The organism is Curtobacterium sp. Leaf261 (assembly GCF_001422205.1).
Classification (GTDB): domain Bacteria; phylum Actinomycetota; class Actinomycetes; order Actinomycetales; family Microbacteriaceae; genus Curtobacterium.
Window position 1 is genome coordinate 725,340 of record NZ_LMMJ01000001.1, and the last position, 25,063, is coordinate 750,402.

Consider the following 25,063-nt stretch of genomic DNA (forward strand, 5'->3'; position numbering starts at 1 on the left):
GGGTCGCCGCGGGCCACGTGCGGCGCCCGGACCAACCGGGAACCGTCCCGTCTCCGAACCAGCAGAGTCGGAACAGGAGCACGAATGACGAACACGATCGGTCACTACAGCCCGGAACAGGTCGAGCAGTACTACGCGAGCGGCGACTGGCAGGACCGGGTCCTCATCGACATCGTCCGCGAGCGCGCCGACCAGCACCCCGATCGGACCTTCGTCACCGACGGCACGCTCAGCCTCACGTACGGACGGCTCCGCGACGACGCGATCCGCCTCGCCGCCGGGCTCAAGGGCCTCGGGGTCGGCCGGGGCGACCGTGTCGTCGTGCAGATGCCGAACTGGGCCGAGTTCGCCGTGATCGTCACCGCGATCTCCCGTCTCGGCGCGATCCTGGTGCCGACGATGCCGATCTTCCGCCACGACGAGGTCGGGTACGTGCTCCGGCACTCCGAGGCGCGGGTCGTCATCGGCCCGCACGTGTTCCACCGCTTCGACCACCTCGACATGTACACCTCGCTCCGCGACGACATCGAGACGCTCGAGCACGTCGTGATCGCGCGCGCCGAGTACCCGGGCAACCTCGCCGACCTCGGCGGGACCGACCTGGCGTCACTGTTCGTGCAGGGCGACCTCGACGAGATCGACGCGTCGCTCGGCGAGACGGCCGCCCCCGACGACGGGTTCCTCGTCGTGTACACCTCCGGCACCACGAGCCGTCCGAAGGGCTGCTACCACACGTTCAACACCGTGTACGCCGCGGCGGTGGTGCTCAACGAGCGGCTGCACGTCGACGAGCACGACGTGTTCTTCAACCCGTCACCCGTGTCGCACTCGACGGGGCTCATCACCGGCCTCCTCGAGCCCCTGCTCGCCGGGGGCGGCACCCACTTCATGCCGGTGTGGCAGCCGGACGAGGGCATCGACCGCATCCGGGACTTCGGCTGCACCATCACCGTCACGAGCACCACCTTCCTGACGACCGTGATGGAGTCCTACGACCCCGAGCGGCACGACATGTCGTCCATGCGGTACTGGGTCTGTGCCGGTGCGCCGATCCCCGGGGCGACCGTGCAGGCCGCTCGGGCGATGTTCCCGTCGTGCCAGATCCTGTCGCTCTACGGTCGGAGCGAGAACATGACCACGTCGCTGTGCGCGCCGGAGGACCCGGCCGAGAAGTCCGTGCTGTCCGACGGCCGTGCGCTCAAGGACTCGGCGATCATGGTCGTCGACGAGGACGGGCACGAGGTCGCACTCGGCGAGTCCGGCGACATCGCGTACCGCGGCCCGTCGCACATGCTCGGGTACTACCGCGACCCCGAGCAGACCGACGAGCTGTTCACACCCGAGGGCTTCTCCCGCTCGGGGGACCTCGGCCACATGGACCCCGACGGGTTCGTCCGGGTCAGCGGCCGGATCAAGGACATCATCATCCGGGGCGGGATCAACATCTCGTCCCGCGAGGTCGAGGACATGCTGTCGGAGCACCCCGCGGTGCGCTCGGTGGCCGTCGTGGCGATGCCGGATGCCCGCCTCGGTGAGCGGTCCTGCGCCTTCGTGGTCGTCGCTCCCGGGCAGGACGAGCCGTCGCTCGGGGACCTGACGGACTTCCTGCGCGCCAAGCAGATCGCGGTGCAGAAGCTCCCCGAGCGGGTGGTCGTGATCGATACGCTGCCGATGACCCCGGTCGGCAAGGTGCGGAAGAACGTGCTGCGCGACCAGATCGCCGCGACCATCGAGGCGGAGCTGCACGGGGTGTCGAGCTCGCGCGACTGAGCATCGGGCACAGGTCGCGGTGCGCGGCAGTCGTCGCGCATCGCACCACGGCTGCCGCATGGCACCACTCCCGCTGCAAGGCGCCACTCCCGCTGCATCGCCCCTCTCCCGCTGCATGGCGCCACTCCCGCCGCATCGCCCCACTCCCGCCGCATCGCCCCACTCCCGCTGCATCGCCCCACTCCCGCTGCAAGGCGCCACTCCCGCCGCATCGCCCCACGGGTGACCCCGGGTGCGATGCGCCGTTCGTGGTGCGATGCACGGTCCGCGGTGCCTGCACTCCCACCACCCGCCACACCGCTTCTCACCCATCGCACCACTCCCGGCGCAAGGCACCACTGATCACCCCGGGTGCGATGCGCCGTTCGTGGTGTGATGCGCCAATCGGGGCTCCACGCGCGGTCCGCGGTGCCGCGGCGCGGGGTGGGAGCAGGATGGTCCCATGACCCTGCCGTCCGCGGAGAACCCCGTCCAGCCCATGCTCGCCAAGGCGGTCACAAGCGTCCCCGAGCCCGACTCCGTCGAAGGCGGACTCCGCTACGAGCCCAAGTGGGACGGGTTCCGCGGGCTGGTCTACTTCGACGGCACGGACGTCGAGATCGGCAGCCGTGGCTCGAAGATGCTGACGCGGTACTTCCCGGAGCTCGTCGCCGCCTTCGCGGAACAGCTCCCCGGGCCGTGCGTGCTCGACGGCGAGATCATCGTCCGCCGGCCGACGGACGACACCGGCGACAACGCTCCCGGAGAGCGGCTCGACTGGGAAGCCCTGTCCCAGCGCATCCACCCCGCGGCCTCCCGAGTCGAGCAGCTCAGCGTGGCGACACCGGCCGCGTTCGTCGCCTTCGACCTGCTCCGCTTCGAGGACCGCGACCTGACCGACCTGCCCTTCGACGATCGTCGCGCCGCGCTCGAGACGCTGGCCGAGTCCCTCGCCGACCCGCTGTTCCTGTCCCAGACCACACTCGACGTCGACGAGGCCCGTCGCTGGCTCGAGCAGTTCGAGGGTGCCGGCCTCGACGGGGTCGTCGCGAAGCCCCGCACCGCGCCGTACGCACCGGGCAAGCGGACGATGCTCAAGGCGAAGCACCACCGGACGGCCGACGTCGTCGCGATCGGGTACCGGGTGCACAAGAGCGGCTCGGGCGTCGGGTCCCTGCTCCTCGGTCTGTTCGACGGGGACGAGGTCCGGCAGGTCGGCGGCGTCTCGGCGTTCTCGGACGTCCGTCGGCAGGAGCTCGTCGCGGAGCTGGAGCCCCTCGTGGTGCGCGATGCGGACGGGAGGCCCGTGGTCGGCCAGGGCGAGCGCAGCCGGTTCTCGTCGGGTCGCGACACGACCTTCGTCCCGCTCCGGCCGGAGCGGGTGCTCGAGGTCCGGTACGACCAGATGGAGGGCGACCGGTTCCGGCACACGGTGCAGTTCGAACGCTGGAGGCCGGACCGGTTCGCGTCGTCGTGCACGTTCGACCAGCTCGAGGTCCCGGCGGCGTACGACCTCGGCAGGGTGCTTCAGTGAGCATCACTCACTGGCAGGTCGTCCCCCGATCGGGGAGTGACGCGCGGGCCGATCCCGATGTCCTCGTCACCCTTGTCCCCCGAAAAGCCTCTGTCGAATGTCCATCCTGCGCGATGTCGTCCCCGTGATGCGACGAACCGGCGACTTCGTGTCACGATGATTCCATCAGCATCCGGGACCCCGGTGACCTGCGGTCACATGAGCACGAGGAACAGCCATGAGCACACAGCTCCTCCCCCGGCGGACGTCGCAGCGAACCCCCTTCACCGAGGTCCGTCAGTCACGGCAGCTCCGCGCACTCATCGCGAGCGCGACCATCACCGGCATCGTCAGCGTCACCGTGGCGAGCCTCGCCGCCGTCACGATCTGGCTCGGCGCGTGACCGGCCAGCACCCGGTCGACGGGATCTCCGAGGCGCACCGCACCACATGGTCGCGACTGTCGCGGTTCCGGACCGCGAGCATCGCCGCGCCCCCGTACACGCTGCGCGACGACGAGCCCGACCAGGGCATCGAGACGACGATCTGACCGAGCGGGCAGGCGCCCGCTAGTCCTTCCGTGCCCGCGAGGGCTGCACGCGCGACGGCTCCCCCGGCATCTTCGGGAAGTCCGGCGGGAACGGCATCTCGCCGAGACCGTCCTCCAGGTCACGCTCCCACCAGCCGAGCAGCCCCTCGAGCCGCCCGGGTGACGCGTGCATGTCCTCCCACGGGTCACCGGCGCGCTTCAGCCGTCCGGGTGTGGTCGCGATCGTCAGGGTGGTCGGATCGGTGTGCTCGAGCTCGTCCCACTCGAGCGGCGTGGAGACGGACGCGTGCGGCAGCGCCCGAGGGCTGTAGGCGCCGGCCATCGTGCGGTCGCGGTTCGCCTGGTTGTAGTCCACGAAGATGCGCTGTCCGCGCTCCTCCTTCCACCACGCCGTCGTGACCTGGTCGGGCATCCGGCGTTCGAGCTCCCGGGCGGCGGCGATCACGGCATGGCGGACGTCGAGGAACTCCCACTCGGGGTCGATCGGGGCGAACACGTGCAGTCCGCGGTTGCCCGAGGTCTTGATCCACGCGCCGAGACCGACCTCGTCGAGGACCGTCCGGAGCTCCTGCGCCGCGGGGATCGCATCGCGGAAGTCGGTGCCGGGCTGCGGGTCGAGGTCGATCCGCAGCTGGTCGGGGAAGTCCGGGCGGTCCGCACGCGAGGCCCACGGGTGGAACACGACGGTGTTCATCTGCGCGGCCCACACGGCGACCGCAGGTTCGTCGATGACGAGCTGCGGGTGGCTCCGGCCGCTCGGGTAGGTCACCTCGACGGAGCGGACGTACTCCGGGGCGCCCTTCGGCGGGTTCTTCGAGAAGAACTGCTCGCCGTCGACACCACCCGGGAACCGCTGCAGCGAGATCGGCCGCCCGCCGTTCGCACGGACGAAGGCGTCGCCGACCTCGACGAGGTAGTTCGCGAGGTCGAGCTTCGTCAGCCCCGCGTCCGGCCAGAGCACTCGGCCGGGGCTCGAGACGCGAACTTCCCGGTCGCCGTCGGGACCGGGCACCGTCACGGTCGTCGCTTCGCTCACCATCCCTGAACGGTACTCATGCACCCCGCGCACCAGCGGTGAGCCGGTCACCCAGGATGCGTCCGCATGCAGCGACATCGTCCTGCGGAACCGACGTCGCATCTGCCCCGCAATGTCGCTCGATGCGCAAACATGCAGCGACCAGCCCCACGAGCCGCTCCGGCCGGAGCCACGACCGGGCAGACTCGACACGTGACGGATGCGGCGTACCTCGGGGTGGACCTGGCCTGGGGCGAGGGCTCCCCCACGCGGCCGGCCAACGAGACGGGGCTCGCTGCACTCGCTCGCGACGGCACCGTGCTCGACGCCGGCTGGGCCCGCGGGCTCGACGCCGTCGAGACGTGGATCGCCGACCGGCTCGGACCTCGGACCCTCGTCGCGGTCGACGCCTCGCTCGTGGTGACGAACCCGGCGCGGACGATGCGTGCCGGGGAGCGGCAGGTCGCTTCGCGCTACGGCCGGTGGCGCGTCGCCGCGAACCCGACGAACCTCGGCACCCCGCACCAGGCCGGCGCACGACTGCTCGACCGGTTGGCGTCGCACGACGTCGGGTACGTGTCGGACACGGCGTCGATGCGGGAGCGGACCGGCCCAGCGGTGTTCGAGTGCTACCCGTACACGACCATCGTCGGGGTCGAGGAGCTCGGCTACGACGACGAGCGCCCGCGGTACAAGCGCCTCGACACGAGCATCCCCCGGCCGGAGGCCCGCGCGCGTCGCGCAGTCGCCTTCGACGAGCTCGTCCGGCGGATCGGCACGCTCGCCGACCCACCGCTCCGGCTCGAGACCCACCCGACGACCGCCGAGCTCGTCACCGAGCCGTCGGGCATCGTCGATCGCGCGTACAAGCACCGCGAGGACCTGCTCGACGGCGCCCTCTGCGCATGGACCGCAGCGTACTGGGAGCGGCACGGCGACGAACGCGTGCAGGTCCTCGGCACCGACGGGCTGGTCCCCGAGGACGCCCCGGACGCACTCGGCCGCCGGCCGGGCATCGTCGCGCCCGCTCGCCCCGAGCAGCGCCGGCCGCGTCCGTGAGCGGCGCCGGAGCGGTACGCCGGACTGGAGGGACGGTGCGGGCCCGCCCCGCGCCTCCCGGCTAGGGTTGGTCCGTGACCGACGCGCGCACCGACCGACTGCGCATCGCGCTGGTCTCCCTCCACACCTCCCCCGGCGACGAGCCGGGATCCGGCGAGGTCGGGGGCATGAACGTCGTGGTCCGACACCAGGCCGAGGCGCTCGCGGACCTCGGACACGCGGTCGAGGTGATCACCCGGCGATCCTCGCCGGACCAGCCCGACGTCGTCGAGCTCGTCGAGGGCGTCTGCCTCCGCTTCCTGTCCGCGGGGCCTGCCGAGGCGGTCCCGAAGGGCGAACACGACGCGTTCATCGAGCCGTTCCGCGACGGCCTCGCCGCACTCGACCGCGAGTTCGACGTGTTCCACTCGCACCACTGGTTCTCCGGCATGGCCGCCCTCCCCGTCGCCCGCGACCGCGGCGTCCCGCACGTGCAGTCCTTCCACTCGATCGCCGCCGACGCCACCACGCCGCTGTCCGAGGGCGAGCGCCCCGAGTCCGCCGGACGGATGGCGGGCGAGACGTTCCTCGCGCGGTCGTCGGACGCCGTCGTCGCGATCAGCGAGGCCGAGGCGACGACGATCCGCACCCGGCTCGGCGCACCCGCGGACCGCGTGGTGATCGTGCCTCCCGGTGTCGACGGGTCCGTGTTCCGCCCCGCGACCGGCGGCATGCGAGCACGACGGCCCTACGCCGTGGCCGCGGCCCGGGTCCAACCGCTCAAGGGCCTCGACCTCGCGATCGCCGCGATCGCCGCCGTGCCCGAGGACGTCCGCCCGGACCTCGTCATCGCTGGTGACGCGTCGAGCGAGGCCGGTGGCTACGTCGAGGAGCTGCGCGCGATGGCCGCAGACCTCGGGATCGCCGACAGGGTGCACTTCGTCGGACCGCAGTCCCGGCCCGACCTGGCGATGCTCTTCCGCGGATCGAGCCTCGTGCTCGTGCCCTCGCACTCCGAGACGTACGGCCTCGTCGCGCTCGAGGGTTCGGCCTCCGGCGTCCCCGTCGTCGCGGCGGCCACCGGCGGACTCCGCGAGGCGGTCGTGCACGGTGAGACCGGTGTCGTACTCGAGTCCCGCGAGGCCACCGACTGGGCCGCCGCGATCACCCGGATCCTCACCGACCCGGAGCACGCACGGCAGCTCGCGACAGCGGGCCGGGAGCACGCCGAACGCCTCAGCTGGGAGCAGTCGGCCGCCGGGCTCGTGGACGTCTACCGCCGGGTCCGTCGGGTCCCCGGCGTCTGAACTCCGTGACGCTCGACCTCGCGCGGTTCTGGTCGCTGCTCGACGCGCTGCCGGTCGAGGCGGACGCCGAGTTCCTGTACGACGCCGGGACCCCGGACGGCGCGCTCCGTCGCGCGAACCTCGACCGGTACCTGTCGCTGCTGCACGACGCGGGCTCCCGGGTCCTCATGCTCGCCGAGGCGCCCGGCTGGCGCGGCATGACGAACACCGGGGTGCCGTTCACGAGCGTCCGGGAACTCGATGCCCGGCCCGGCCTCGTGACGGGCGACGAGGCCGGCGACGGGTTCCGCGTCCCACCGGAACCGACGGCCCCGTGGGAGGCCTCGTCGCGCATCGTCTGGTCAGCGCTCCGGGACTGGTCCGTCCCGCTGCCCGTGGCATGGGGTGTGTTCCCGCACCACCCGTTCGTCGCTGGAGACCGCCTCACGAATCGCACCCCGCGTCCCGCCGAGGTCCGGGCCGGTGCGCCGATCGCGCTCGAACTGGCGTCGGCGATGGGGATCGAGCACGTCGTCGCCGTCGGGAGGAAGGCACAGGGTGCACTGGCGGACGCGGGCGTCGACGCCGTTGCGGTGCGGCACCCGGCGCAGGGCGGAGCTCGGCAGTTCACCGAGCAGCTGGCCGCGTTCGCGGCAGCACACTGAGGCCACCGCGGCACCGCGGCACCGCGACGCACCCGCCGGTCAGCTCACTCCGTCTCGATCGTCACGCCCTTCGCCCGCAGCTCCGCGTCGACGTGCGCCGGGAGCGGTGCGACGGTCCACACGGCCTCGAGCGCCGGCAGGTCGACGATGTCCGACCACGTCTGCGGGTCGTAGCGGTCGTCGTCACCGTCCCAGTCCGGGTGCACGTCCTGGTAGATCTCGAGCGTGCCGTCGATGGTCAGCGTCGTGACGAGCTCGAGCTGGGCGGGCATCACGTCGAGCGATGCGTAGTACTCCCGGGCGAGCGCGTCCTGTCCCTCGACGGCGTCGCCCTCCTCGTCGCCGTCCTCCGCCCCGCCGGTGTACGGCACGAGCACGTCGAGGTCGTAGCACAGCGCCTCGAGCACGAGCAGTTTGGCGTTGAAGTCGGCGAAGTCGTAGGGCTCTTCGGTTCCGTTCGAGGCAGCGTCCATGGCGAGGATCGTAGACCGGCCGCCTGACGGACGCGCGGAACGGACCGGACGGGAGGCGCGCCTCCAGTCCGGTCCGCAGCGGACGCCATCAGGCGGTCGCCACCCGACCGGTGTCAGGACGCGGGGACGTCCTCGTCGATCGCCGCGCGGAGCACGGCTGCCAGCTCGGTGACGTGCGGCTCCCGCAGCAGCGAGGAGTGCTCGCTCTCGAGCCGCGGCCAGCGCATGTCACCGGTCAGGAACTCCGCCCACGCCTCGCGGCCGTCGGGGTTGTTGTCCGCCTGCACGAACGTCACGCGGCCGTCGTACTGCGGCACCCTGTAGCGCTTCGACATGAGCGACGCCTGGTCGAACAGCGCGTCGAACTGCTTCTGCCCCGAGTACTGGAACACACCCGCTCCGTACGCGCGGATCCGGCGGCCGACGCGGCGGAACTGCGCCGCGCCTCCCGGCAGGACACGGCGGACCTGCTTGTCGACCGTCCGGAGGACCGCCGCGATCGCGGGGTTGGCGTTCTCGCGGTCGGGGAGCCTCGCGAACTCGAGGGCACCCTGCTCAGCGGTGGTGCGCGGGAGGTAGGTGTCGAGGAGCACGACGTGCTCGACGACCTCGCCCGCGGTGGTCAGCATCCTCGAGATCTGAAGGGCGACGAGCCCACCGAGCGAGTGTCCGACGATGAGGTACGGACCGTGGGGCTGGACGACCCGCATGAGCTCGAGGTACCGCTTGGCGGACGCCTCGATGCTCCAGTCCGGGAACGTCCGGCGCTCGAGACCGTGCTGCTGGAAGGCGTACACGTCATGCCCGGCGAGGTGCCGGGACAGCGGCAGGAACGTCAGCGCGAGCGCGCCGGCACCCGTGATGCAGAAGACCGGCGAGCCGCTCCCGCCACTCGTCAGCTTGACGACGTCCGGGTGGCTCGGGATCGCGGCGGCCCCGGAGCGGACCCGGCGCGCGAACTCGCGGACGGTCGGGTTCTCGAGGATCTCCGACGACCGGAGGTCCACGCCGATGCGCTCCTGCACCGTGGCGAGCATCTCCTCGGCGGACAGCGAGTCGCCACCGAGCTCGGCGAAGTCGTCGTCGAGTCCCACCGACGGGAGACCGAGGACCTCGGCCCAGATCTGGCCGACCACGAGCTCCCACTGGTCGAAGGTCGTCTCGGACATCTCGGTGCCGGTGGACTCGGCGGCACCGACGACCACCTGCGCGGCGTCGACCTCGGAGTCCGTCGCGGTGACGGTCGGTGCCGTGACCGGCGTCGTCGCGCCGGGGGCCGGGACCGCGGGCAGCTGTGCACGGTCGACCTTGCCGCGCTCGTTCCGCGGGAGCACGATCATCGGCACGATCGCACCGGGGACCATGTAGTCCGGCAGCTGGTCGCGGAGTGCCCGACGGATCGCCGCGGGCGACGCGGTCCGCCGGCCGGAGCGCTGCACGACGTAGGCCACGAGGCGCGTCGGTGCCGGTGGGTTCTTGACGGCGAGCACGATGGCGTCCTGGACACCGTCGAGCGCACGGATGGCGGCCTCGACCTCGCTCGGCTCGACGAGGTAGCCACGGACCTTGACCGCGTCGTCCGCGCGACCGAGGAGCGTGATGCGCCCCTCGGCGTCGAACCGGCCGAGGTCGCCCTGCTTCCACGTCGGGGTGCCGTCGTCGTCGACGCCGGCTCGCGCCGCCGTCTGCTCCGGGGCGCCCCAGTACCCGGCCGTCATGGCGTCGGAGACGACCTGGATGTCGCCGGTCTCGCCGACGTCGGCCAGCGATCCGTCCGCGCGGAGGATCCTGACCTCCTTGCCGAACGCGATCCGGCCGGAGGGGACGGGACCGTCGGGGATCGGGTCCCCCGGGGCGATCTCGTTGAAGGCGATCACGTTCGTCTCGCTCGAGCCGGTCCAGTTGAAGAAGGACGCGTCCTCGTGCATGAACGGCCGGAGCGCGGCGATGTCCGGACCGGTGATCGCTTCGCCGACCGTCGCGAACATCCGGACGCCGTGCAGCCGCGACTCGTCGGCGTCGAGGGCTGCGACGACCGAGCGCACGAGGTGCGGTGTGCAGTGGAACGTCGTGACCCGCTGGTCCACGATCCACGCCATGAGCTTCTCGATCCCGGTGTCGCGGGGATCGACGATGTGGACGCTCGCGCCGGCGAGCAGCCCGGTGACGACGAGCGAGAACCCTGCGGCGAACCCGTGCGGCAGGACCGAGGAGACCCGGTCATTAGCACCGATCCGGAAGGCGATCCGCTCACTCGCGGCGTCGACGAGCACCTGTCGGTGCGTCATGACGACGCCCTTCGGCGCCCCGGTCGAGCCGGAGGTGAAGATGATGGTGATACCGTCACGACCACCGCGCTCGAGGCCTGCCGGAACGAGGGGGATCGCGTCGTCGCCCGCCGCGACGGCAGCGGCGTCACCGAGCATGGACGACAGCGCGTGCACTCGGTCGGCACCGTCGACGAGCGGCAGCGAGTACTCGTGGTTCGCGTCGTCGGCGATGACCTCGCGGATGCCGGCGAGCCGGATCACGTGCTCGAGACGCGCCTGCGGGAGGTGTGGATCGAGCGCGACGAACAGCCGCCCGGCCTTGACGAGCCCGAGCATCGCGAGGACACCGTCGGTGCCGTGCGCGGTCATCAGTCCGACCGGGACGGTGTCGCCACCGAGGGTCGGTCCGACACCGGGGCCGGTGTGGTCGTCCGGCGCGAGTCGGTCGTCCAACAGCACGGCGAGCGCGCCCGTGAGTCGATCGGTCTCGCGGTAGGTGAGCGAACGGCTGGCGTCGGTGAGTGCCGAGCCGTCGGGGTTGGTGGCTGCGGAGATCGCGAGTCCCTCGATGAGGGACCCGACGGGCTCCGAGTCGATCTGCGCCTGGGAGTGGGCGTGGGTCAACAAGGGTGAAACCTCCCGTTTCGGGTTCGGGGGTCAGTCAGTGGTTGGGTGTCACGGTACCCGCCGGTCCACAGCTCGTCCATAGATGAGCGTCGATCATGCGGGGTCCCGCCTCATTGCCCGCGTCGGTCGGGATGTGGTCGACGCAAGCTGGAGTGGCTGTCCGATGGTTGTTCGGAACCGGTGGACAGGTGGTTCGGTCCTCCCCGCGCGAACGGCGTGTTGCAGGCAGCGGAGAGGTTGCTGTGAGGACGGACAGGTTCCGGGGAACCGCGTCAGGCTGAGGCATGGCAACCACGACTCCCACCGCGGCCCCGGACGGCGACACCGAGCTGAAACGCGTCATCGGCCCGAAGCTCCTGCTGTTGTTCATCGTCGGCGACATCCTCGGGACGGGTGTCTACGCCCTCACCGGACAGGTCGCCGCGGAGGTCGGGGGCGCCGCGTGGGTGCCCTTCCTCGTGGCGTTCGGCGTGGCGCTCCTCACCGCGTTCTCCTACCTGGAGCTCGTGACGAAGTACCCGCAGACGGCGGGTGCCGCGCTCTACGTGCACAAGGCGTTCGGCATCCACTTCGTCACGTTCATCGTGACGTTCGTGGTGATGTGCTCCGGGATCACGTCGGCGTCGACGGCGTCCAGGGCGTTCGCCGCGAACCTCGGCGTCGGGTTCGGCCTCGAGCTGCCGAACGGCGTGGTGATGCTCATCGCGATGCTCTTCATGCTGCTCGTGATGGCGGTGAACTTCCGCGGGGTCAGCGAGAGCGTCAAGACGAACGTCGTGCTCACCCTCGTCGAGCTGTCCGGCCTCGTGATGGTGATCCTCATCGGGTTCTGGGCGATCGCCGGTGGGAACGCGGACTTCTCGCGGGTCGTGCTCTTCGAGAGCCCGTCGGACAAGTCCCTGCTGCTGTCCATCTCGGCGGCGACCTCGCTGGCGTTCTTCGCGATGGTGGGGTTCGAGGACTCGGTGAACATGGCCGAGGAGACCAAGGACCCGTCGCGGATCTTCCCGAAGGTCATGCTCACGGGACTCTCGATCACGGCGGTCATCTACGTGCTCGTCGGCATCGTCGCCGTCGCGATCGTTCCGGTCGGTCAGCTCGCCGACAACGAGACCCCCCTCGTCACCGTCGTGAACACCGCCGCACCCGGGTTCCCGATCGGGGCGCTGCTGCCCTTCATCTCGATGTTCGCCGTCGCGAACAGCGCGCTGATCAACATGATGATGGCGTCGCGTCTGCTCTACGGGATGAGCAAGCAGGGGGTCCTCCCGGGCTTCCTGTCGAAGGTCAGCCCGACCCGCAGGACCCCGTCGGCCGCGATCGTCTTCACCACACTGCTGTCCCTGGCGCTCATCGGCTGGGTGTCGCTCTCGCCGGAGTCCCCCATCGTGGCCGTGCTCGGTGGCACGACGTCGCTCCTGCTCCTCGCGGTGTTCGCGGTCGTGAACGTCGTGGTGCTCGTGCTCCGGAAGGACCGGGTGGAGCACAAGCACTTCCGGGCCGGGGTCGTGGTGCCGCTCATCGGGGTCGTGGCGTGCGTGTGGCTCGTGCTCCCGGTGTCCTCGGGCCGTGCGGTCGAGCAGTACCAGATCGCCGGGGGCCTGCTCGCGATCGGGATCGTCCTCTGGGCGGTGACGTGGTTCTCGCGGCGGCGTCGCGGGTCCGCCGAGGTCGGCTCGTCCGGATCGGCGGAGACGGCGTCGGAGTCTGCGTCTGCGGAGGCGTCGCCGGAGCGCTGACTGTGCCGGGGTGCCGCGCTGCCGCGGTGCCGTGACGCTGAGACGTGTGGAACTGTCGGGTCGCGTTCCTGGACCCGACAGTTCGGCACGTCTCGTCTGCGGTCACCTGCCGGGTCTGCCGCCTGCCGGCTCTGCCGACGATGCGGACGGGAGGCCCGTCATGCGACGCGTGCGACCGCCCGGTCCGCCTGCTTCCGCAGCCAGTCGATCCGCTTGCCCGGCCATCCGTGGACGAGTGTCGTCCAGCGCGCCGGGAGGGCATCCGCGCCGAACCGGGCGCCGGCGAGACCCCCGGCGATCGCCGCGACGGTGTCGGTGTCCGCGCCGCCCCTGACGGCCAGCTCGAGCACGTCGACGACGTCCTCGCCGCGTGTGACCGCGGACACGGCGGCCTGGAGTGCCGCGACCACCCATCCGTTCCGGTCCGTGAAGTCGACGGGGTTCGACTGCTCGGCCTCGTCGAGCAGGTCGAGCCACCGGGCACGCCGCGGCCTGGGCAGGAGTGGGATGCCCTTCCGGACGTCGAGCGAGCCCTTCTGGACGGTGTGGCGGATCGCGACGGTCCAGAGCACACAGGCGTCGCCGGCGTCCTCCTCGTGGTGGGTCAGATCACTCACCCGGCGGGCGGCGAGCGCCAGCTGCTTCTTCTGGCCGTCACCGAGGAACCCGAGCGCGAGGGGCGCCGTGCGCATCAGCGAGCCGTTCCCCGCGGACCGACCCGTCTCGTCGTGCACGCTCGCCGCGGCCGCCCGTGCCGCATCCTCGGTGTTGGCGGCGAGGCGTCCGAACACCGCTCGCGTCTGTGCTCCCACGTCGGCGGCGTCCTGTGCCCAGTCCGACCACTCCGCGACGATCCGCCCGAGGGTCCGCGGGTCGTCGAACCGGTCGCCGCGCGCGACGGCTTCGAGGATCGGGATCGCCATGCTCGTGTCGTCGGTCCACTCGCCGGGGCTCCAGCCGAACGGGCCGCCACCCCGCATCTCGACGAGGGTGTCCTCACCGAGCGGCGGACCGAACTCGTAGCCGGCCCCGAGTGCATCGCCACAGGCCGTGGCCAGTACCGCACCGACGGCCCGGTCTCGCATCGTGTCGTCCATGGTCCCCTCTCCGGTCGTCCACGCTATCGGGTCTGCTGACCGGGTGGCAGGACGATGTCGGCGTGACGGTCGGCCTCGGTGTGCCCGGCCCGCCCGGCCCACTCGGCGTGCTCGTCGCGCCCGGTGTGCTCGGCCGGCTCGGCGCGCCCGGTGCGCCTCACCCGGGCGGCTCGGATCCGGATGCGGACACGCCTGACCGACGCCCGGATCCGTTCTCGGAGGAACCAGGCCACCGCGAGCCCGAGGATGACGAGCGGGATGAGCTCGGGAGCGGCGAGGGACACTCCGAGGATCATCTCGAACGCCTCGAACCCGACGAGGGACCCCACGGCGACCCATGTCTAGCCGGAGAACATCATCAGCCGCTCGTGGATGCGATCCCGGTGCCGACGTCGCGACACCGCCTGGTCGTGCTGGTCGTGCTGGTCGTGCTGATCGTGCTGATCGTGCTGATCGTGCTGATCGTGCTGATCGTGCTGATCGTGCTGGGGCATGGTCGCACTCCTCGGGTCGAGATGGGTCGTCGAACTGCCGACCCGTCCCGTGAGCGCTGCCTACCGAGTGGTGAGCAGCCGCCAGGAGGGTCGTCGGACCACTGACCCGGGTGCACGGGGTCCGCGCGCACCGACCGGCCGCGGCACCGCTCCGATCGGCGCCGACACGTCCGCGGAACGGCATCGTCGGCGCCCTGCGCGAGCAGACCGTGTGCCGTCCCGCCCCGCCAGGACGAGGACCGCGCGCAACCGTGCCGCGACGATCTCGGCGTGCGCGACCGCGGCGGCGACGACGCCGGTCGCGAGGATGCCCGCCACGGCGAGTCCGACCACGACGGCGAGGACGTGCTGATCGATCCCGTGCCCACCGAGCCGCAGCCAGACCTCGGTGTCCACGAGGCTCTGCAGCAGCACGAGCTCCAGGGCGGCCGCGAGTGCGATCACACGATCGCGTGCAGCCGTCCGCGCATGTGCATCCACCCGCGCGTGTGCAGCCCCGCGTGCGTGTGCCACTCCGCGCAGAGGCATCCGTGGACGACCGCGGTGCGCATCGGAGACGATCGGTCGTCGGTCGTGCATCGAGGCCCTCCCCCCGTCGATCCGCCCAGGCAGTGGGCGCCCGTCCATCCGACGTCCGCCCATCCGACGTCCGTCCACGCTACCCCTGGCCGGGCGGACGCATGTCGCAGCGTCGAACTTCCAGGGTCCTCACCTACTGTCGTCCCGTGCAGCGCGCAGCCATCGTCATCGCCTCCGTGTTCGGCGCCGGTGTCGTCGCCGCGGTCGTCGGTGTCGTCGTGCTCGTGGTGCTCGCGGTGAACTCCCTGCACGGCCTCGGCTCGAGCGCGGCCACGCCCGCCGCGGTCACCTGCCCGGCCGCGGCCTCGAAGACCGTCGGCGGGATCGTCGTCCCTGCAGGACCCGTTGCCGGCTACTGCCAGGACCGCCTCGTGAACGCCGCCTACGTGATCGAGGCAGCCCGGGCCCAGGGGATCGGCCCGCACACCCAGGCGGTCGGTGTGATGACCGCCATCGGCGAATCCGGACTCGTGAACCTCGACCACGGCGACACCGTCGGACCGGACAGCCGAGGTCTCTTCCAGCAGCGGGACAACGGCGCCTGGGGCACCTACGAGCAGCGCATGGACCCGTACACGGCCGCGACGATGTTCTTCACCAAGCTCGTCAAGACGCCGGGGTGGAAGACCATGACCCCGACCGAGGCAGCGCACTCCGTCCAGGTGAACGCCGACCCCGACCACTACGCCAAGTTCTGGACCCAGGCGACCGAGGTCGTCGAGGGGCTCACCGGCGCGGACGTCCCCGAGGTCGCACCCCAGTAGCGCACCAGGGCGGGCGACAGAGCCCACCGGGGCCGCAACTCCCCGCACCGGTGCACGCCCATCACCACCCGAGCGTGCCCGGCTCACCCTTGAAGGGGCCCACGATCCGCCGCGTGATCCACCCGCCGTAGAAGTCACCCGCCTGGGCGAGGACCCGCTCGCCGTCGACCTCGCAGGAGTCCATCTCGGACGGGTAGATCGCCACCCGGTCCACGAGGTCCCCGAACCCGCTCTCCGGCGTCGGGTAGTACCAGCCCGCATGGACAGCGGTCCGGCCCCCACCGTGGACGTCGACGTACCCCGCCCTCCCCTTGAACTCGCACATGCTCGACCCGCCCGTCGAGGTGAGCGCCCCCGGCCCGAACGCCGACCGCGGCAGGTAGTACACCGGCGGATGGCTCGTCTCGAGCACGCGCACGCTGTCGGTCGTGTCGGCGATCACCGTCCCACCGAGCCGCACGACGACCCGTTCGCTCGACCGTTCGACCCTGGGCGGTCTCGGGTAGTCCCACACCGATTCCTGTCCCGGGCCCGGCTCGATCGGTGCCGGGTGTCCCGGCCCCTGACGTGGCGTGCCGCGCCCGAGGAACCGGCGTGCAGCGTTCGGGCGTTCGGACTTCGGCGTGACCATGCACCAGGTCTACGCGGCGGACATGTCGGCCGCCCGAGGAGTTCCGCGCCGATGAGCCCGGCTCCGGCAGCGGCCCCGTCACGCGGTCCGCCGGACGTCGAGACCGGATGCGGCGGACACGACGCCCTCGGCTCCGCGCTCGCCATCGCTGGTCCCGACGTCCAGCCACGCCACCCCGTCGTCGTGCACGAGCAACTGCGCGCGGATCACGACACCCGCGTCGGCGAAGGCCCCCTCGATCGCGTGCACCCACTCCCACTCCGCGAGGCTCGGGCACGCCGACCCCGGGCGCTCCCACGCGATGACGACGAACAGCGTGCGGAGCTGCCGGGTCACCTCCGCGATGGTCTCCGCGGTGTGGTCGACCTCGTCGTCGTCCGGGTGTTCCGGCAGGTCGGTGATCGGGAGGACGAGGTCGATCGTCCGTCGGTCCTCCGCGACGAACAGGAGCCAACACTGTTGGCGGATGGCCGCGTGGACGAGGTCGTCGACGAGGCCGATCACATCGGTGTCGGTGCGGATGGTGCTGGATGAACGTCGTGTGCTGTCTGGCATGCCGACGAGCCTGGCCGAGCCGCGCCTCCCGTCCGATGGGTCAGGCGGCCGCTGTGGAGAACGCGACCACGGGAGCCAGCTGGGGAGGACGAGCAGGACGTGCACGCCTCCGGGCTGCGGTCTACAGCCCCAGCCCCCGCCCGATGATCTCGCGCTGCACCTCGTTCGCCCCGCCGTAGATCGTCGGCGCGATCGCGGTGCGGAGCTGTGCCTCCATGCCGAACTCGGATCCGTACCCGTAGCCGCCCATGAGCTGCACGGCCTCGAGCGCGGTGTGCTTGTAGACCTCCGACGCCTTGAGCTTGGCCATCGACGCCTCGGTGTTGAGCTCGTCCTCGAGCCCGTCGTCGATGCGCCCGGCGAGGTCGTACAGGAACGCCCGGCAGTGCACGATCTCGGTCGCGAGGTCCGCGATCCGGTGCCGCACCGCCTGCTTCCTGCCGAGCGGAGCGCCGAACTGCTCACGGGTCGTGACGTGGCCGATGAGCTGGTCGAGCGCACGCTGGGCGCCCCCGACGCTCATCGCGGCGATGATCACCCGTTCGACGGCGAGTCCGCGACCGATGTGCCGCCACGCCTCGCCCTCCTCACCGACGAGCGCGGAGCCTGCACCGGACGCGTCGGACACGTCCGCCACGTCGGACGCCGCCGGTACACGGACACCCTCGAGGTACACGTCGTTCACCATCCGGGCCCCCATGGTCCGGATCGGCTCGATGCGGACGCCCGGTGTCGAGGTCGGCACCATGAGCAGCGACAGCCCGTCGTGCCGCACGCCGGTGTCGGCGGTCCGCGCGAGCACGAGCAGGTGCGACGCGAGGTGCGCGAACGAGATCCAGGTCTTCCGGCCGGTGATGACCCACTCGTCACCGTCCCGCACGGCCTTCGTGGTCACCGACGCCAGGTCGGAACCCGCCGAGGGTTCGGTGAAGGTGACGGACTCGACACGGCCGGCCACGATCCCCTCGACGACCGTCCGTCGCTGGGCCGCATCGCCCCACTTCAGGTAGCTCTGCGCCGCGGTGAGCGCCGTCGAGTAGGCGAACACCGGCACCCCGGTCCTGGCGGTCTCCTCGAGCAGCAGGCACTCCTCGGTGAACGTGCGCCCGCCACCGCCGTCGGCCTCGGGCAGGGACACGCCGAGCAGTCCCAGTTCGGCGAGTGCGGCGAAGGCTGCGTCCGCGTTGAGGTCGGCGTCGTCGTTCGTCAGCCGGAGCCGGGTGGCTTCGTCGGGGACGATCTCGGCGCACGCGCGGCGGACGTCGGCGAGGTAGGACTGCTGCTGCTCGGTGAGGCGCATGGTCCCCGACCGTACTCCGACCGTGCCCGGCACCCGGACAGGCCGAGCATGCACGAACTCGTGGTCAGCGTGCCGGACCCCGGGTTCCTGCATCCTCGACGGGGCCCTGCACCTCGACGGGGGCCTGCACCTCCGATGGGCCTGCACCTTCGACGGGTCAGGCCCCGAGCCGCGACCCCAGGAACTCCACCATCGTCGACACCAGCGCACGCCGGGAGTCGAGCCGCCGGTACTCGTGCCCCTCACCCGCGAGCTCGAGGTACGACACGTCGTGCGACCGGTCGTGCAGCGCGTCGACGACCTGCGTCGCCTCGCCGATCGGCACGTTGGTGTCGAGCTCCCCGTGCACGACGAGGAGCGGCGCACTGATGTCCGCCACGGCTCGCATCGGCGACAGCGACGCCAGGAGCGCGGCGTCGTCGACCGGGTGCCCGTACTTCGTCGACGCAGCGGCGCCGATCCACGGCTCGGTGTCCCGGTAGAACGTCGCGAAGTCGCTCATCCCGCACACCGACACCCCCGCCGCGAACACGTCCGGGGTGAACGCCACCGAGGCGAGTGTCGCGTACCCGCCGTACGAACGCCCCTCGACCGCGATGCGATCCGGGTCCGCGACGCCGATCGTGACCAGGTACCCCGCGCAGTCCACCACGTCCGCCAGGGCGTCCCACCGGAGCGCGAGGTCGTCGGCGTGCACGAAGGTCCTGCCGAACCCGGACGACCCCCGGATGTTCGGCGCGAACACCGTGATCCCGGCGGCGACGAGCGCCTGGTGCTGTGCCGAGAACGCCGGACGCTCCTGCGACTCCGGTCCGCCGTGCAGGTGCAGCATCGCGGGACCGCCGCTCGGACTGCCGGGAGGGACGGTGCCGGTGGAGCCGTCGGCGGACGGCCCCGCAGACGGTGCGGCCCGGTACAGCCACCCCGACAGCTCGAGCCCGTCCCGCGCCCGGAACCGTTCGAGCGTCGGCTCGACGAGCGGGACGTCCGGCAGTGTCGGGACGTCGGTCACCCGTGACCACGTGCGTTCGTTCGTGTCGAGCCGCCAGAGCTCCCGCGGATGCGTCGGGCTCTCGGCGGCGAGCAGCACCGAGCGCCCGTCCCGCGAGAGCACCGGGTCGGTGACGACGAGCCCCGGCACGTCCGGCACCGGTGTCCGCGACGCACTGTGCGTGTTGACGAGTTCGAGCTCGCTCCGCCCGGCGACGTTCCACACGAGCAGCAGCGTGCGCCCCGCGTCGTCGGCGTCGAGGTACTCGAGGTCGGCGTCGTCGCGTCCGACGAGCACGCGCGAGGTCCCCCGCCACCCGTGCGGCCCGAGCGGCTGCGCGACGAGCTGCCGGCGCGGGAGGCCCGCCTCGGTCGCCATGTACGCCACGAGGGGCGAGGTCTCCGACGCCGGGGAGGGTCGGATGAACGCGATCTCGGCCGAGCCACCTCGGGGCACCTCGAGGAGCGGGTGGTCCTCGTCGGTGAGCCGGTCGACGACCACGACGAACTCGTGCCCACGCTGGCCGTCACGGAGCACGACAAGGCGCTCCTCGACCGACACGTCGAGGATGTGGATCAGCTCCCCCACGGCGAGGTCGTCGCGGACGCCGGTGTCCGGGTCGACCATGAACGCGCGGGCCGGCTGCTCGGGCTCCGTCGAGGGCAGGGTGATGACGACGCGGTGTCCGCTGCGGCTCCACGGCCCGAGCTCGGCGTGCTGGATTCGTGAGCCCGCGATCTGCTGCGCGTCGGAGCCGTCGGGCCGGACGACCCAGACCTGTTGCCGGACGCCGCCGTCGGTGGCCAGGGCGACCGCGAGCCACTCGCTGTCGGCCGACCACGACACCGCCACGACCGGGTCGTCGGACAGCCGGATGCGGGCGGGATCGGGGAGCGGGCCGCCGACGACGACGTCCTGGACGAAGACCTCAGGGGTGCCGAACCGGTCGCTGACGAACGCCACGCGGCGGGCGCTCCGGGTCATCGTCGGTCCCCAGGACCCCCACGCCGTGACCAGCTCGTCGCCGAGCGCGACCGCCTGACGGACGCGGGCCGACGAACTGCCGTCAGCCGCGCCTCCAGTCCGAGCGTCGGAGGACGAGACGGACGCGACCGACGCGACCGACGCGACCGACGGCGACGCCGCCATCAGCGGACGCCCTGCGCCTGCAACCACATCTCGATGAGGCCGAGCTGCCAGAGGGCGTTCGACCCGAGCTGGGTGCGGGTCTCGTTGGGTGCGTCGAGCATCCGCGACACGGTACGCGAGTCGAACAGTCCGCGCGAGCGAGCCGCCGGATCGGTGAGCGCAGCACGGACCCGGTCGAGGACCGGACCCTCCATCTGCCGGATCGCGGGCACCGGGAAGTACCCCTTGGTGCGGTCGATCACGGCGTCGGGGACGATCCCCCGGGCGGCCCGCTTCATGACGCCCTTGCCCCCGTCGGCGAGCTTGAGCGACGGCGGGATCTGTCCGGCGAGCTCGACGAACTCATGGTCGAGGAACGGCACGCGCGCCTCGAGTCCCCACGCCATCGTCATGTTGTCCACGCGCTTCACCGGGTCGTCGACGAGCATCACCGTCGTGTCGAGCCGGAGTGCCGCGTCGACGCTCGTGTCGGCACCGGGGACCGCGAACCGCTGCCGGACGAACTCCATCGGGGTGTCCGTGTCACCGAGCCACTCGGCGCTGAGCAGTCCCGACATGGCCGACCAGCGACGGTCCATGAACACGCCCGCGTACGCCTCGGCGGCCTCGTCGCGCGGGACCCCGGCGAGTGGCGGGTACCAGTCGTAGCCGCCGAGGACCTCGTCGGCGCCCTGCCCGGACTGCACGACCTTGATCGACTGCGAGACCTCCTCCGCGAGCAGGTAGAACGCGATGCAGTCGTGGCTGACCATCGGCTCGCTCATCGCCCGGACCGCGCCGTCGAGCCCGGCGAGGAGCCGGTCCGTCGGGATCGGGATGCGGTGGTGGTCGGTGCCGAACTCCTTCGCGACGATCGAGGAGTACTCGAACTCGTCGCCGGACTCGCCACCGTGCGACTCGAACCCGATGCTGAACGTCGCGAGGTCCCGTTGGCCGAGCTCGGCGAGGAGCGCGACGACGAGTGAGGAATCGATGCCGCCGGAGAGCAGCACCCCGACCGGCACGTCAGACACCATCCGGCGCTCGACGGCGGTGCGGAGGCTGTCGATGAACGCGCGCTCCCAGTCCGTGCTGGTCCAGTCGGCCTTTGCGGGGTCGCGGGTGAACGACGGCGCCCAGTACGTGGTGTCGACGAGGTCGCCCGTCGGTTCGTACACCCGGACGGTCGCCGGCGGGAGCTTCTCGACGCCCGACAGGATCGTGCGGGGTGCCGGGACGATGGAGTGGAAGGTCATGTAGGACGCCAGCGCGGTCCGGTCGATCGACGTGTCGACGTCGTTCCCGGCTGCGCGCGAACCGTCGAGGAGCGCGGGCAGGGTGGACGCGAACCGGACGCCGCCAGGGACCGGCGACACGTACAGCGGCTTGATGCCGAGCCGATCACGGGCCAGCACCAGCCGGCCCGTGCGGTGCTCCCAGATGGCGATCGCGAACATGCCGAGGAACTTGTCGACGAAGCCCCTGCCCCACTCGGCGTAGGCCTTCAGCACGACCTCGGTGTCCGATGTGCTCTGGAAGGTGTGGCCGAGTCCGTGCAGCTCGTCGCGGAGGGCCTCGTAGTTGTAGACCATCCCGTTGAAGGCGATCGTCAGACCGAGGGCTGCGTCGACCATGGGCTGCGCGCCGGCCGTCGTGAGGTCGATGATCGCGAGGCGGCGGTGGCCGAGTGCGACGGGTCCACGCGCCCAGAGTCCGTCGCCGTCCGGACCGCGGTGCACCATGCACCCGGTCATCGTCGCCACGACGCCCACGTCGGCCGCTGCCCCGTCGAACCGGAGCTCCCCGGCGAGTCCGCACATCAGTTGCCTCCGAGTGGCGTCGCTGCCGCGGCTGCGGCCCCGATGATCCAGGTGTCCTTCGCGCCGCCACCCCGCGAGGAGTTGACGACCATGCTGCCCTCCGGCGCCACCCGGGTCAGGCCGAAGTCCGCGAGCGTGCTCTGCCCGGGCTCGGTGCCCGTCAGGTACACGAACGCGCGCAGGTCGACGTGCCGCGGCTCGAGCCCCGTCGGTGTGAGCGTCGGGTGCGACGACAGCTGCACGACCTCCTGCGCTACCCACCGGTGCGGGTCGGTGGCGATCTCGTGCCGACGCTCGGCGACCTCCGGCGCACTCGCCGCCGGTCCGATGAGGACGCCGCGGCCGCCTTCGCCGTCGACGGGCTTCGTGACGAGCTCACCGACGCGGTCGAGCACGGCGAGCCGCTCACCCTCGTCGCTCGTGCGGTAGGTGGGCACGGACTCGAGCAGGGGCTTCTCCTCGAGGTAGTACCAGATGAGGTCCGGCACTGCGACGTACATCGCCTTGTCGTCGACGAGCGCGTTGCCGGGGGCGTTGGCCAGGAAGACGTCCCCGGCCTCCGCCACGTCGAGGATGTGCGCGCCGAGGTCCGGGTCGTCGTCGGTGCCGATCTCGACGATGTTGCCGTCGGAGCGGAGGTAGAGGGCGTCGAGCCGCTGCCCGGTCCGGGAGTCCACCACCAGGTCGTCCTGGACGGCGAGGTCCGCCGTGGTCAGGAGGACGAGCCCCGCCCCGTCGGCGAGCGCCCGGTGCTCGTACCACGCGCCGGCGGTCGGGCCGTCGCTGACGAGGGCGGCGACGGGGTCCGTGACACCGCGCGCCACGGCCGGCGCGAGCAGCGTGTCGCGGAGCAGCGGGAGCGCCGACGACGGGTCGAGGAGGCCGTCGGGTCTGGGGGCGTCCGGGATGACGTCGTCGATGAGCCGGCGGACCGCCATGGCGAACGCCGCGCCGCTCGGCGAGCGGACGTTGTCCTCGAGCACCCGCCAGCCGCCGAACTCGTTCCGGACGAGGTCGAAGCCCTGGATCGGCGCGTGCACGGTCCCGGCCGGCAGCCGCTCGGCCTCGTCACGCCAGCCGGCCGCACCGACGATCTGGGACTCGGCGAGCACACCGTCGCGGACGACCCGGCGTTCGCCGTACGCGTCCTGGAGGAACGCCTCGATCGCGCGGGCCCGTTGCGTCAGTCCCGCCGCCAGCTGGGACCACTCGTACGCGCTGACGATCCGCGGGACGAGGTCGCACCCGAACGGCTGCCGCGTGCCGTCGACCACGAAGCCGAGCTCGTTCGTGCTGCTCCAGGCGTCGCGGACCCCGCACCGGTCGATCGTGTCGGCGGCGGTCCACCGCGCGAAGTAGGTCGCGAGGTCCCGGAACGCCGGCCGAGGGAACGCACCGGAGCCGACGGCCTCGTCGCCGCGGCGTACGCGGTACCCGGGGATCGCGACCCCGCGGTCGGCGGCCGATCCCGCGGTCGGGCCGGACGTCTCCTCGAGCACCTGGGTGACGACGTCGTCGAGCTCGCCGCGCTCGGCGTACGCGATGCGCTGACGGTCGGCGGAGTTCCCGCGGGCCAGGGTCTGCTCGACGAGGTCGGTGACGGTGCCCCAGTCCCCGAGGTCCTCGAGCTGGGGTCGGAGCCGGTCGACGAGCTGCCGGACGGCGAGGTGCGCCTGGACCCGCTCGGGGTGGGCTCCGAGCGCCAGGAGCTCGCCACCGAGACCGGCACGGGCGGCCTGCCACATCGCCGCGCGGTGCAGGGGCTCCTTGCGCGCGAGCGGGGGCGCTCCGGCGACGATGTCGTCCTCGGCGCGCTTCACCGCCGCGCGGAACAGCCCCGCGATGACCACGGCGTCGTCCACGACCGGGGTGGCATCGCACACGCGGAGCTCCAGGGTCGGAGCGTGGCTCGACGGACGGACGTCGAAGTACGCCATCTTCGAGTCCGCGATGACCCCGGACTCGATGAGGTCGGCGAGCAGCTGGTCGTACTCCGCCGCCGTCTCGATCCGCCCGAAGGACCCGGCGCTCGGCCACCGCTGCCAGATGATGCTCCTGATCGACGCGTACCCGGTGTCCTGGCCGTTCCAGTACGGGCTGCTGGCGCTCAGCGCGAGGAGTACCGGGAGGGCCGGGGCGACGCGCTGGGCGATCTGCACCGCGAGGTCGCGGTCGCTCACCCCGACGTGCACCTGCAGTCCGCAGATGAGCTGCTCGTCGACGAGCATCCGGTACTGCTCCTGCATCCGTCCGTAGCGGCCGGTCGTGGTCAGCTCGAAGTCCGCGAACTCGGAGCGGGGTGCCGTCCCGGCACTCGCGATCGCCAGACCGGACGGCGCGATCGCGGCGGTGAGGTCCCGGCGGAGCGCGAGGATCTCGGTGCGGAGGTCCGTCAGCGTCGTGACCACGGGCACGTTCGTCTCGATGGTCGTCCGCTGGAGCTCCGCCCCGTACCGGTCGCCCGGCAGCTTCGACAACAGCTGCGGCGCCTTGGCGGAGAGTCGCTTGGTCTCGAGGTCGATGAGGTGGAGCTCTTCCTCGGCGCCCAGCGTCAGCTCTGCCTTCATGGGTGCACCGTACGCGGAACCGTGTGACGAGCGCATTGCGGGCGTGTTTCCGGTTCGGGGCGGCACCGGCCCCGCCCCCGGCTCCGGTCGACGAGACGGTCCCCGGAGCACAAGTCGCCAGCGCGCCCTCGGCGCACAATCAGAATGACCGGAGCAGTATTGATCCGGTGTCAACGATCACAACCCGAGAGTCTGCGCGCGTCGCCGCGCAGG

At 71.7% G+C, this 25,063-nt stretch carries 22 protein-coding genes; 9 read left to right on the plus strand and 13 right to left on the minus strand.

The genetic code is table 11. From position 1 onward, the window contains the following. Window positions 1-84: 84 nt before the first annotated feature. The 4 genes from ASF23_RS03170 to ASF23_RS18110 all read left to right on the plus strand — a co-directional run bounded on the left by ASF23_RS03170 (window position 85) and on the right by ASF23_RS18110 (window position 3,811). Window positions 85-1,770 (plus strand): AMP-binding protein, encoded by a 1,686-nt coding sequence (locus ASF23_RS03170; protein WP_055948664.1) that lies wholly within the window; start codon window positions 85-87, stop codon window positions 1,768-1,770. 442 nt (window positions 1,771-2,212) lie between these two features. Beyond that, a complete protein-coding gene (locus ASF23_RS03175) occupies window positions 2,213-3,283 on the plus strand; it encodes an ATP-dependent DNA ligase (RefSeq protein ID WP_055948666.1) in 1,071 nt (356 codons plus the stop codon). Between the two features lie 217 nt (window positions 3,284-3,500). Further along, window positions 3,501-3,665 carry a hypothetical protein gene (locus ASF23_RS18105; RefSeq protein WP_156364077.1) on the plus strand — a complete coding sequence of 55 codons (165 nt, stop codon included), beginning with the start codon at window positions 3,501-3,503 and terminating at the stop codon, window positions 3,663-3,665. Next, complete coding sequence (locus ASF23_RS18110; RefSeq protein WP_156364079.1) at window positions 3,662-3,811, plus strand: hypothetical protein; 150 nt, start codon at window positions 3,662-3,664, stop codon at window positions 3,809-3,811. The genes ASF23_RS18105 and ASF23_RS18110 overlap by 4 nt, the downstream gene beginning before the upstream one ends. A 19-nt stretch (window positions 3,812-3,830) precedes the next feature. Here the strand turns inward: ASF23_RS18110 and ligD are convergent, their stop codons facing one another. Beyond that, a complete protein-coding gene (gene ligD / locus ASF23_RS03180; protein WP_055949225.1) occupies window positions 3,831-4,850 on the minus strand; it encodes a non-homologous end-joining DNA ligase in 1,020 nt (339 codons plus the stop codon). Between the two features lie 189 nt (window positions 4,851-5,039). On the opposite strand from ligD, the gene ASF23_RS03185 reads away from it, so the two are divergent. The 3 genes from ASF23_RS03185 (at window position 5,040) to ASF23_RS03195 (ending at window position 7,815) form a co-directional block, all read left to right on the plus strand. Beyond that, complete coding sequence (locus ASF23_RS03185) at window positions 5,040-5,885, plus strand: DUF429 domain-containing protein (RefSeq protein ID WP_055948670.1); 846 nt, start codon at window positions 5,040-5,042, stop codon at window positions 5,883-5,885. A gap of 74 nt (window positions 5,886-5,959) precedes the next feature. Then, window positions 5,960-7,171, plus strand: coding sequence for a glycosyltransferase (locus ASF23_RS03190; RefSeq protein ID WP_055948673.1), 1,212 nt, complete (start codon window positions 5,960-5,962; stop codon window positions 7,169-7,171). 5 nt (window positions 7,172-7,176) lie between these two features. Next, window positions 7,177-7,815 carry a uracil-DNA glycosylase gene (locus ASF23_RS03195; RefSeq protein ID WP_055948676.1) on the plus strand — a complete coding sequence of 213 codons (639 nt, stop codon included), beginning with the start codon at window positions 7,177-7,179 and terminating at the stop codon, window positions 7,813-7,815. A gap of 44 nt (window positions 7,816-7,859) precedes the next feature. Here the strand turns inward: ASF23_RS03195 and ASF23_RS03200 are convergent, their stop codons facing one another. Together ASF23_RS03200 and ASF23_RS03205 are read right to left on the minus strand one after the other, a co-directional pair. Continuing rightward, window positions 7,860-8,288, minus strand: coding sequence for a DUF6892 domain-containing protein (locus ASF23_RS03200; RefSeq protein ID WP_055948680.1), 429 nt, complete (start codon window positions 8,286-8,288; stop codon window positions 7,860-7,862). 113 nt (window positions 8,289-8,401) lie between these two features. Beyond that, complete coding sequence (locus tag ASF23_RS03205) at window positions 8,402-11,185, minus strand: alpha/beta fold hydrolase (protein ID WP_082473743.1); 2,784 nt, start codon at window positions 11,183-11,185, stop codon at window positions 8,402-8,404. A 284-nt stretch (window positions 11,186-11,469) separates the two neighbouring features. Here ASF23_RS03205 and ASF23_RS03210 point away from each other — a divergent pair, with 284 nt between their 5' ends. Further along, the gene (locus ASF23_RS03210) at window positions 11,470-12,924 is read left to right on the plus strand and encodes an APC family permease (RefSeq protein WP_055948685.1); all 1,455 of its coding nucleotides are present in this window, start codon (window positions 11,470-11,472) and stop codon (window positions 12,922-12,924) included. A 158-nt stretch (window positions 12,925-13,082) separates the two neighbouring features. Here the strand turns inward: ASF23_RS03210 and ASF23_RS03215 are convergent, their stop codons facing one another. From ASF23_RS03215 to ASF23_RS03225, 4 genes are read right to left on the minus strand one after another with little or no spacing between them, the layout of a single operon-like run. After that, a complete protein-coding gene (locus tag ASF23_RS03215; protein WP_055948688.1) occupies window positions 13,083-14,021 on the minus strand; it encodes an ADP-ribosylglycohydrolase family protein in 939 nt (312 codons plus the stop codon). A 23-nt stretch (window positions 14,022-14,044) separates the two neighbouring features. Continuing rightward, entirely contained in the window at window positions 14,045-14,350 is a 306-nt protein-coding gene (locus ASF23_RS03220; protein ID WP_055948691.1) for a hypothetical protein, read from the minus strand. 12 nt (window positions 14,351-14,362) lie between these two features. Then, a complete protein-coding gene (locus ASF23_RS18115) occupies window positions 14,363-14,515 on the minus strand; it encodes a hypothetical protein (RefSeq protein ID WP_156364081.1) in 153 nt (50 codons plus the stop codon). Window positions 14,516-14,575: 60 nt separating this feature from the next. Continuing rightward, window positions 14,576-14,959, minus strand: coding sequence for a hypothetical protein (locus ASF23_RS03225; RefSeq protein WP_055948694.1), 384 nt, complete (start codon window positions 14,957-14,959; stop codon window positions 14,576-14,578). Window positions 14,960-15,240: 281 nt separating this feature from the next. On the opposite strand from ASF23_RS03225, the gene ASF23_RS03230 reads away from it, so the two are divergent. Next, complete coding sequence (locus ASF23_RS03230; RefSeq protein WP_055948698.1) at window positions 15,241-15,858, plus strand: hypothetical protein; 618 nt, start codon at window positions 15,241-15,243, stop codon at window positions 15,856-15,858. A gap of 61 nt (window positions 15,859-15,919) precedes the next feature. On the opposite strand, the gene ASF23_RS03235 is transcribed toward ASF23_RS03230, so the two are convergent. The 6 genes from ASF23_RS03235 to ASF23_RS03260 form a co-directional block, all read right to left on the minus strand. Beyond that, on the minus strand, window positions 15,920-16,489 hold the full coding sequence (locus tag ASF23_RS03235) for a DUF427 domain-containing protein (RefSeq protein WP_082473745.1): 570 nt from the start codon (window positions 16,487-16,489) through the stop codon (window positions 15,920-15,922). Between the two features lie 78 nt (window positions 16,490-16,567). Then, window positions 16,568-17,044, minus strand: a complete 477-nt coding sequence (locus tag ASF23_RS03240; protein WP_156364083.1) for a hypothetical protein — start codon at window positions 17,042-17,044, stop codon at window positions 16,568-16,570. A gap of 121 nt (window positions 17,045-17,165) precedes the next feature. Continuing rightward, window positions 17,166-18,344, minus strand: a complete 1,179-nt coding sequence (locus ASF23_RS03245; RefSeq protein WP_055948704.1) for an acyl-CoA dehydrogenase family protein — start codon at window positions 18,342-18,344, stop codon at window positions 17,166-17,168. Window positions 18,345-18,501: 157 nt separating this feature from the next. Then, a complete protein-coding gene (locus ASF23_RS03250) occupies window positions 18,502-20,484 on the minus strand; it encodes a S9 family peptidase (RefSeq protein ID WP_082473746.1) in 1,983 nt (660 codons plus the stop codon). Continuing rightward, window positions 20,484-22,283, minus strand: a complete 1,800-nt coding sequence (locus ASF23_RS03255) for an N-acetylglutaminylglutamine amidotransferase (protein WP_055948708.1) — start codon at window positions 22,281-22,283, stop codon at window positions 20,484-20,486. Before ASF23_RS03255 ends, ASF23_RS03250 begins: the two co-directional genes overlap by 1 nt. Beyond that, window positions 22,283-24,850 (minus strand): carboxylate--amine ligase/circularly permuted type 2 ATP-grasp protein, encoded by a 2,568-nt coding sequence (locus ASF23_RS03260; RefSeq protein ID WP_055949234.1) that lies wholly within the window; start codon window positions 24,848-24,850, stop codon window positions 22,283-22,285. Before ASF23_RS03260 ends, ASF23_RS03255 begins: the two co-directional genes overlap by 1 nt. Between the last annotated feature and the right edge of the window lie 213 nt (window positions 24,851-25,063).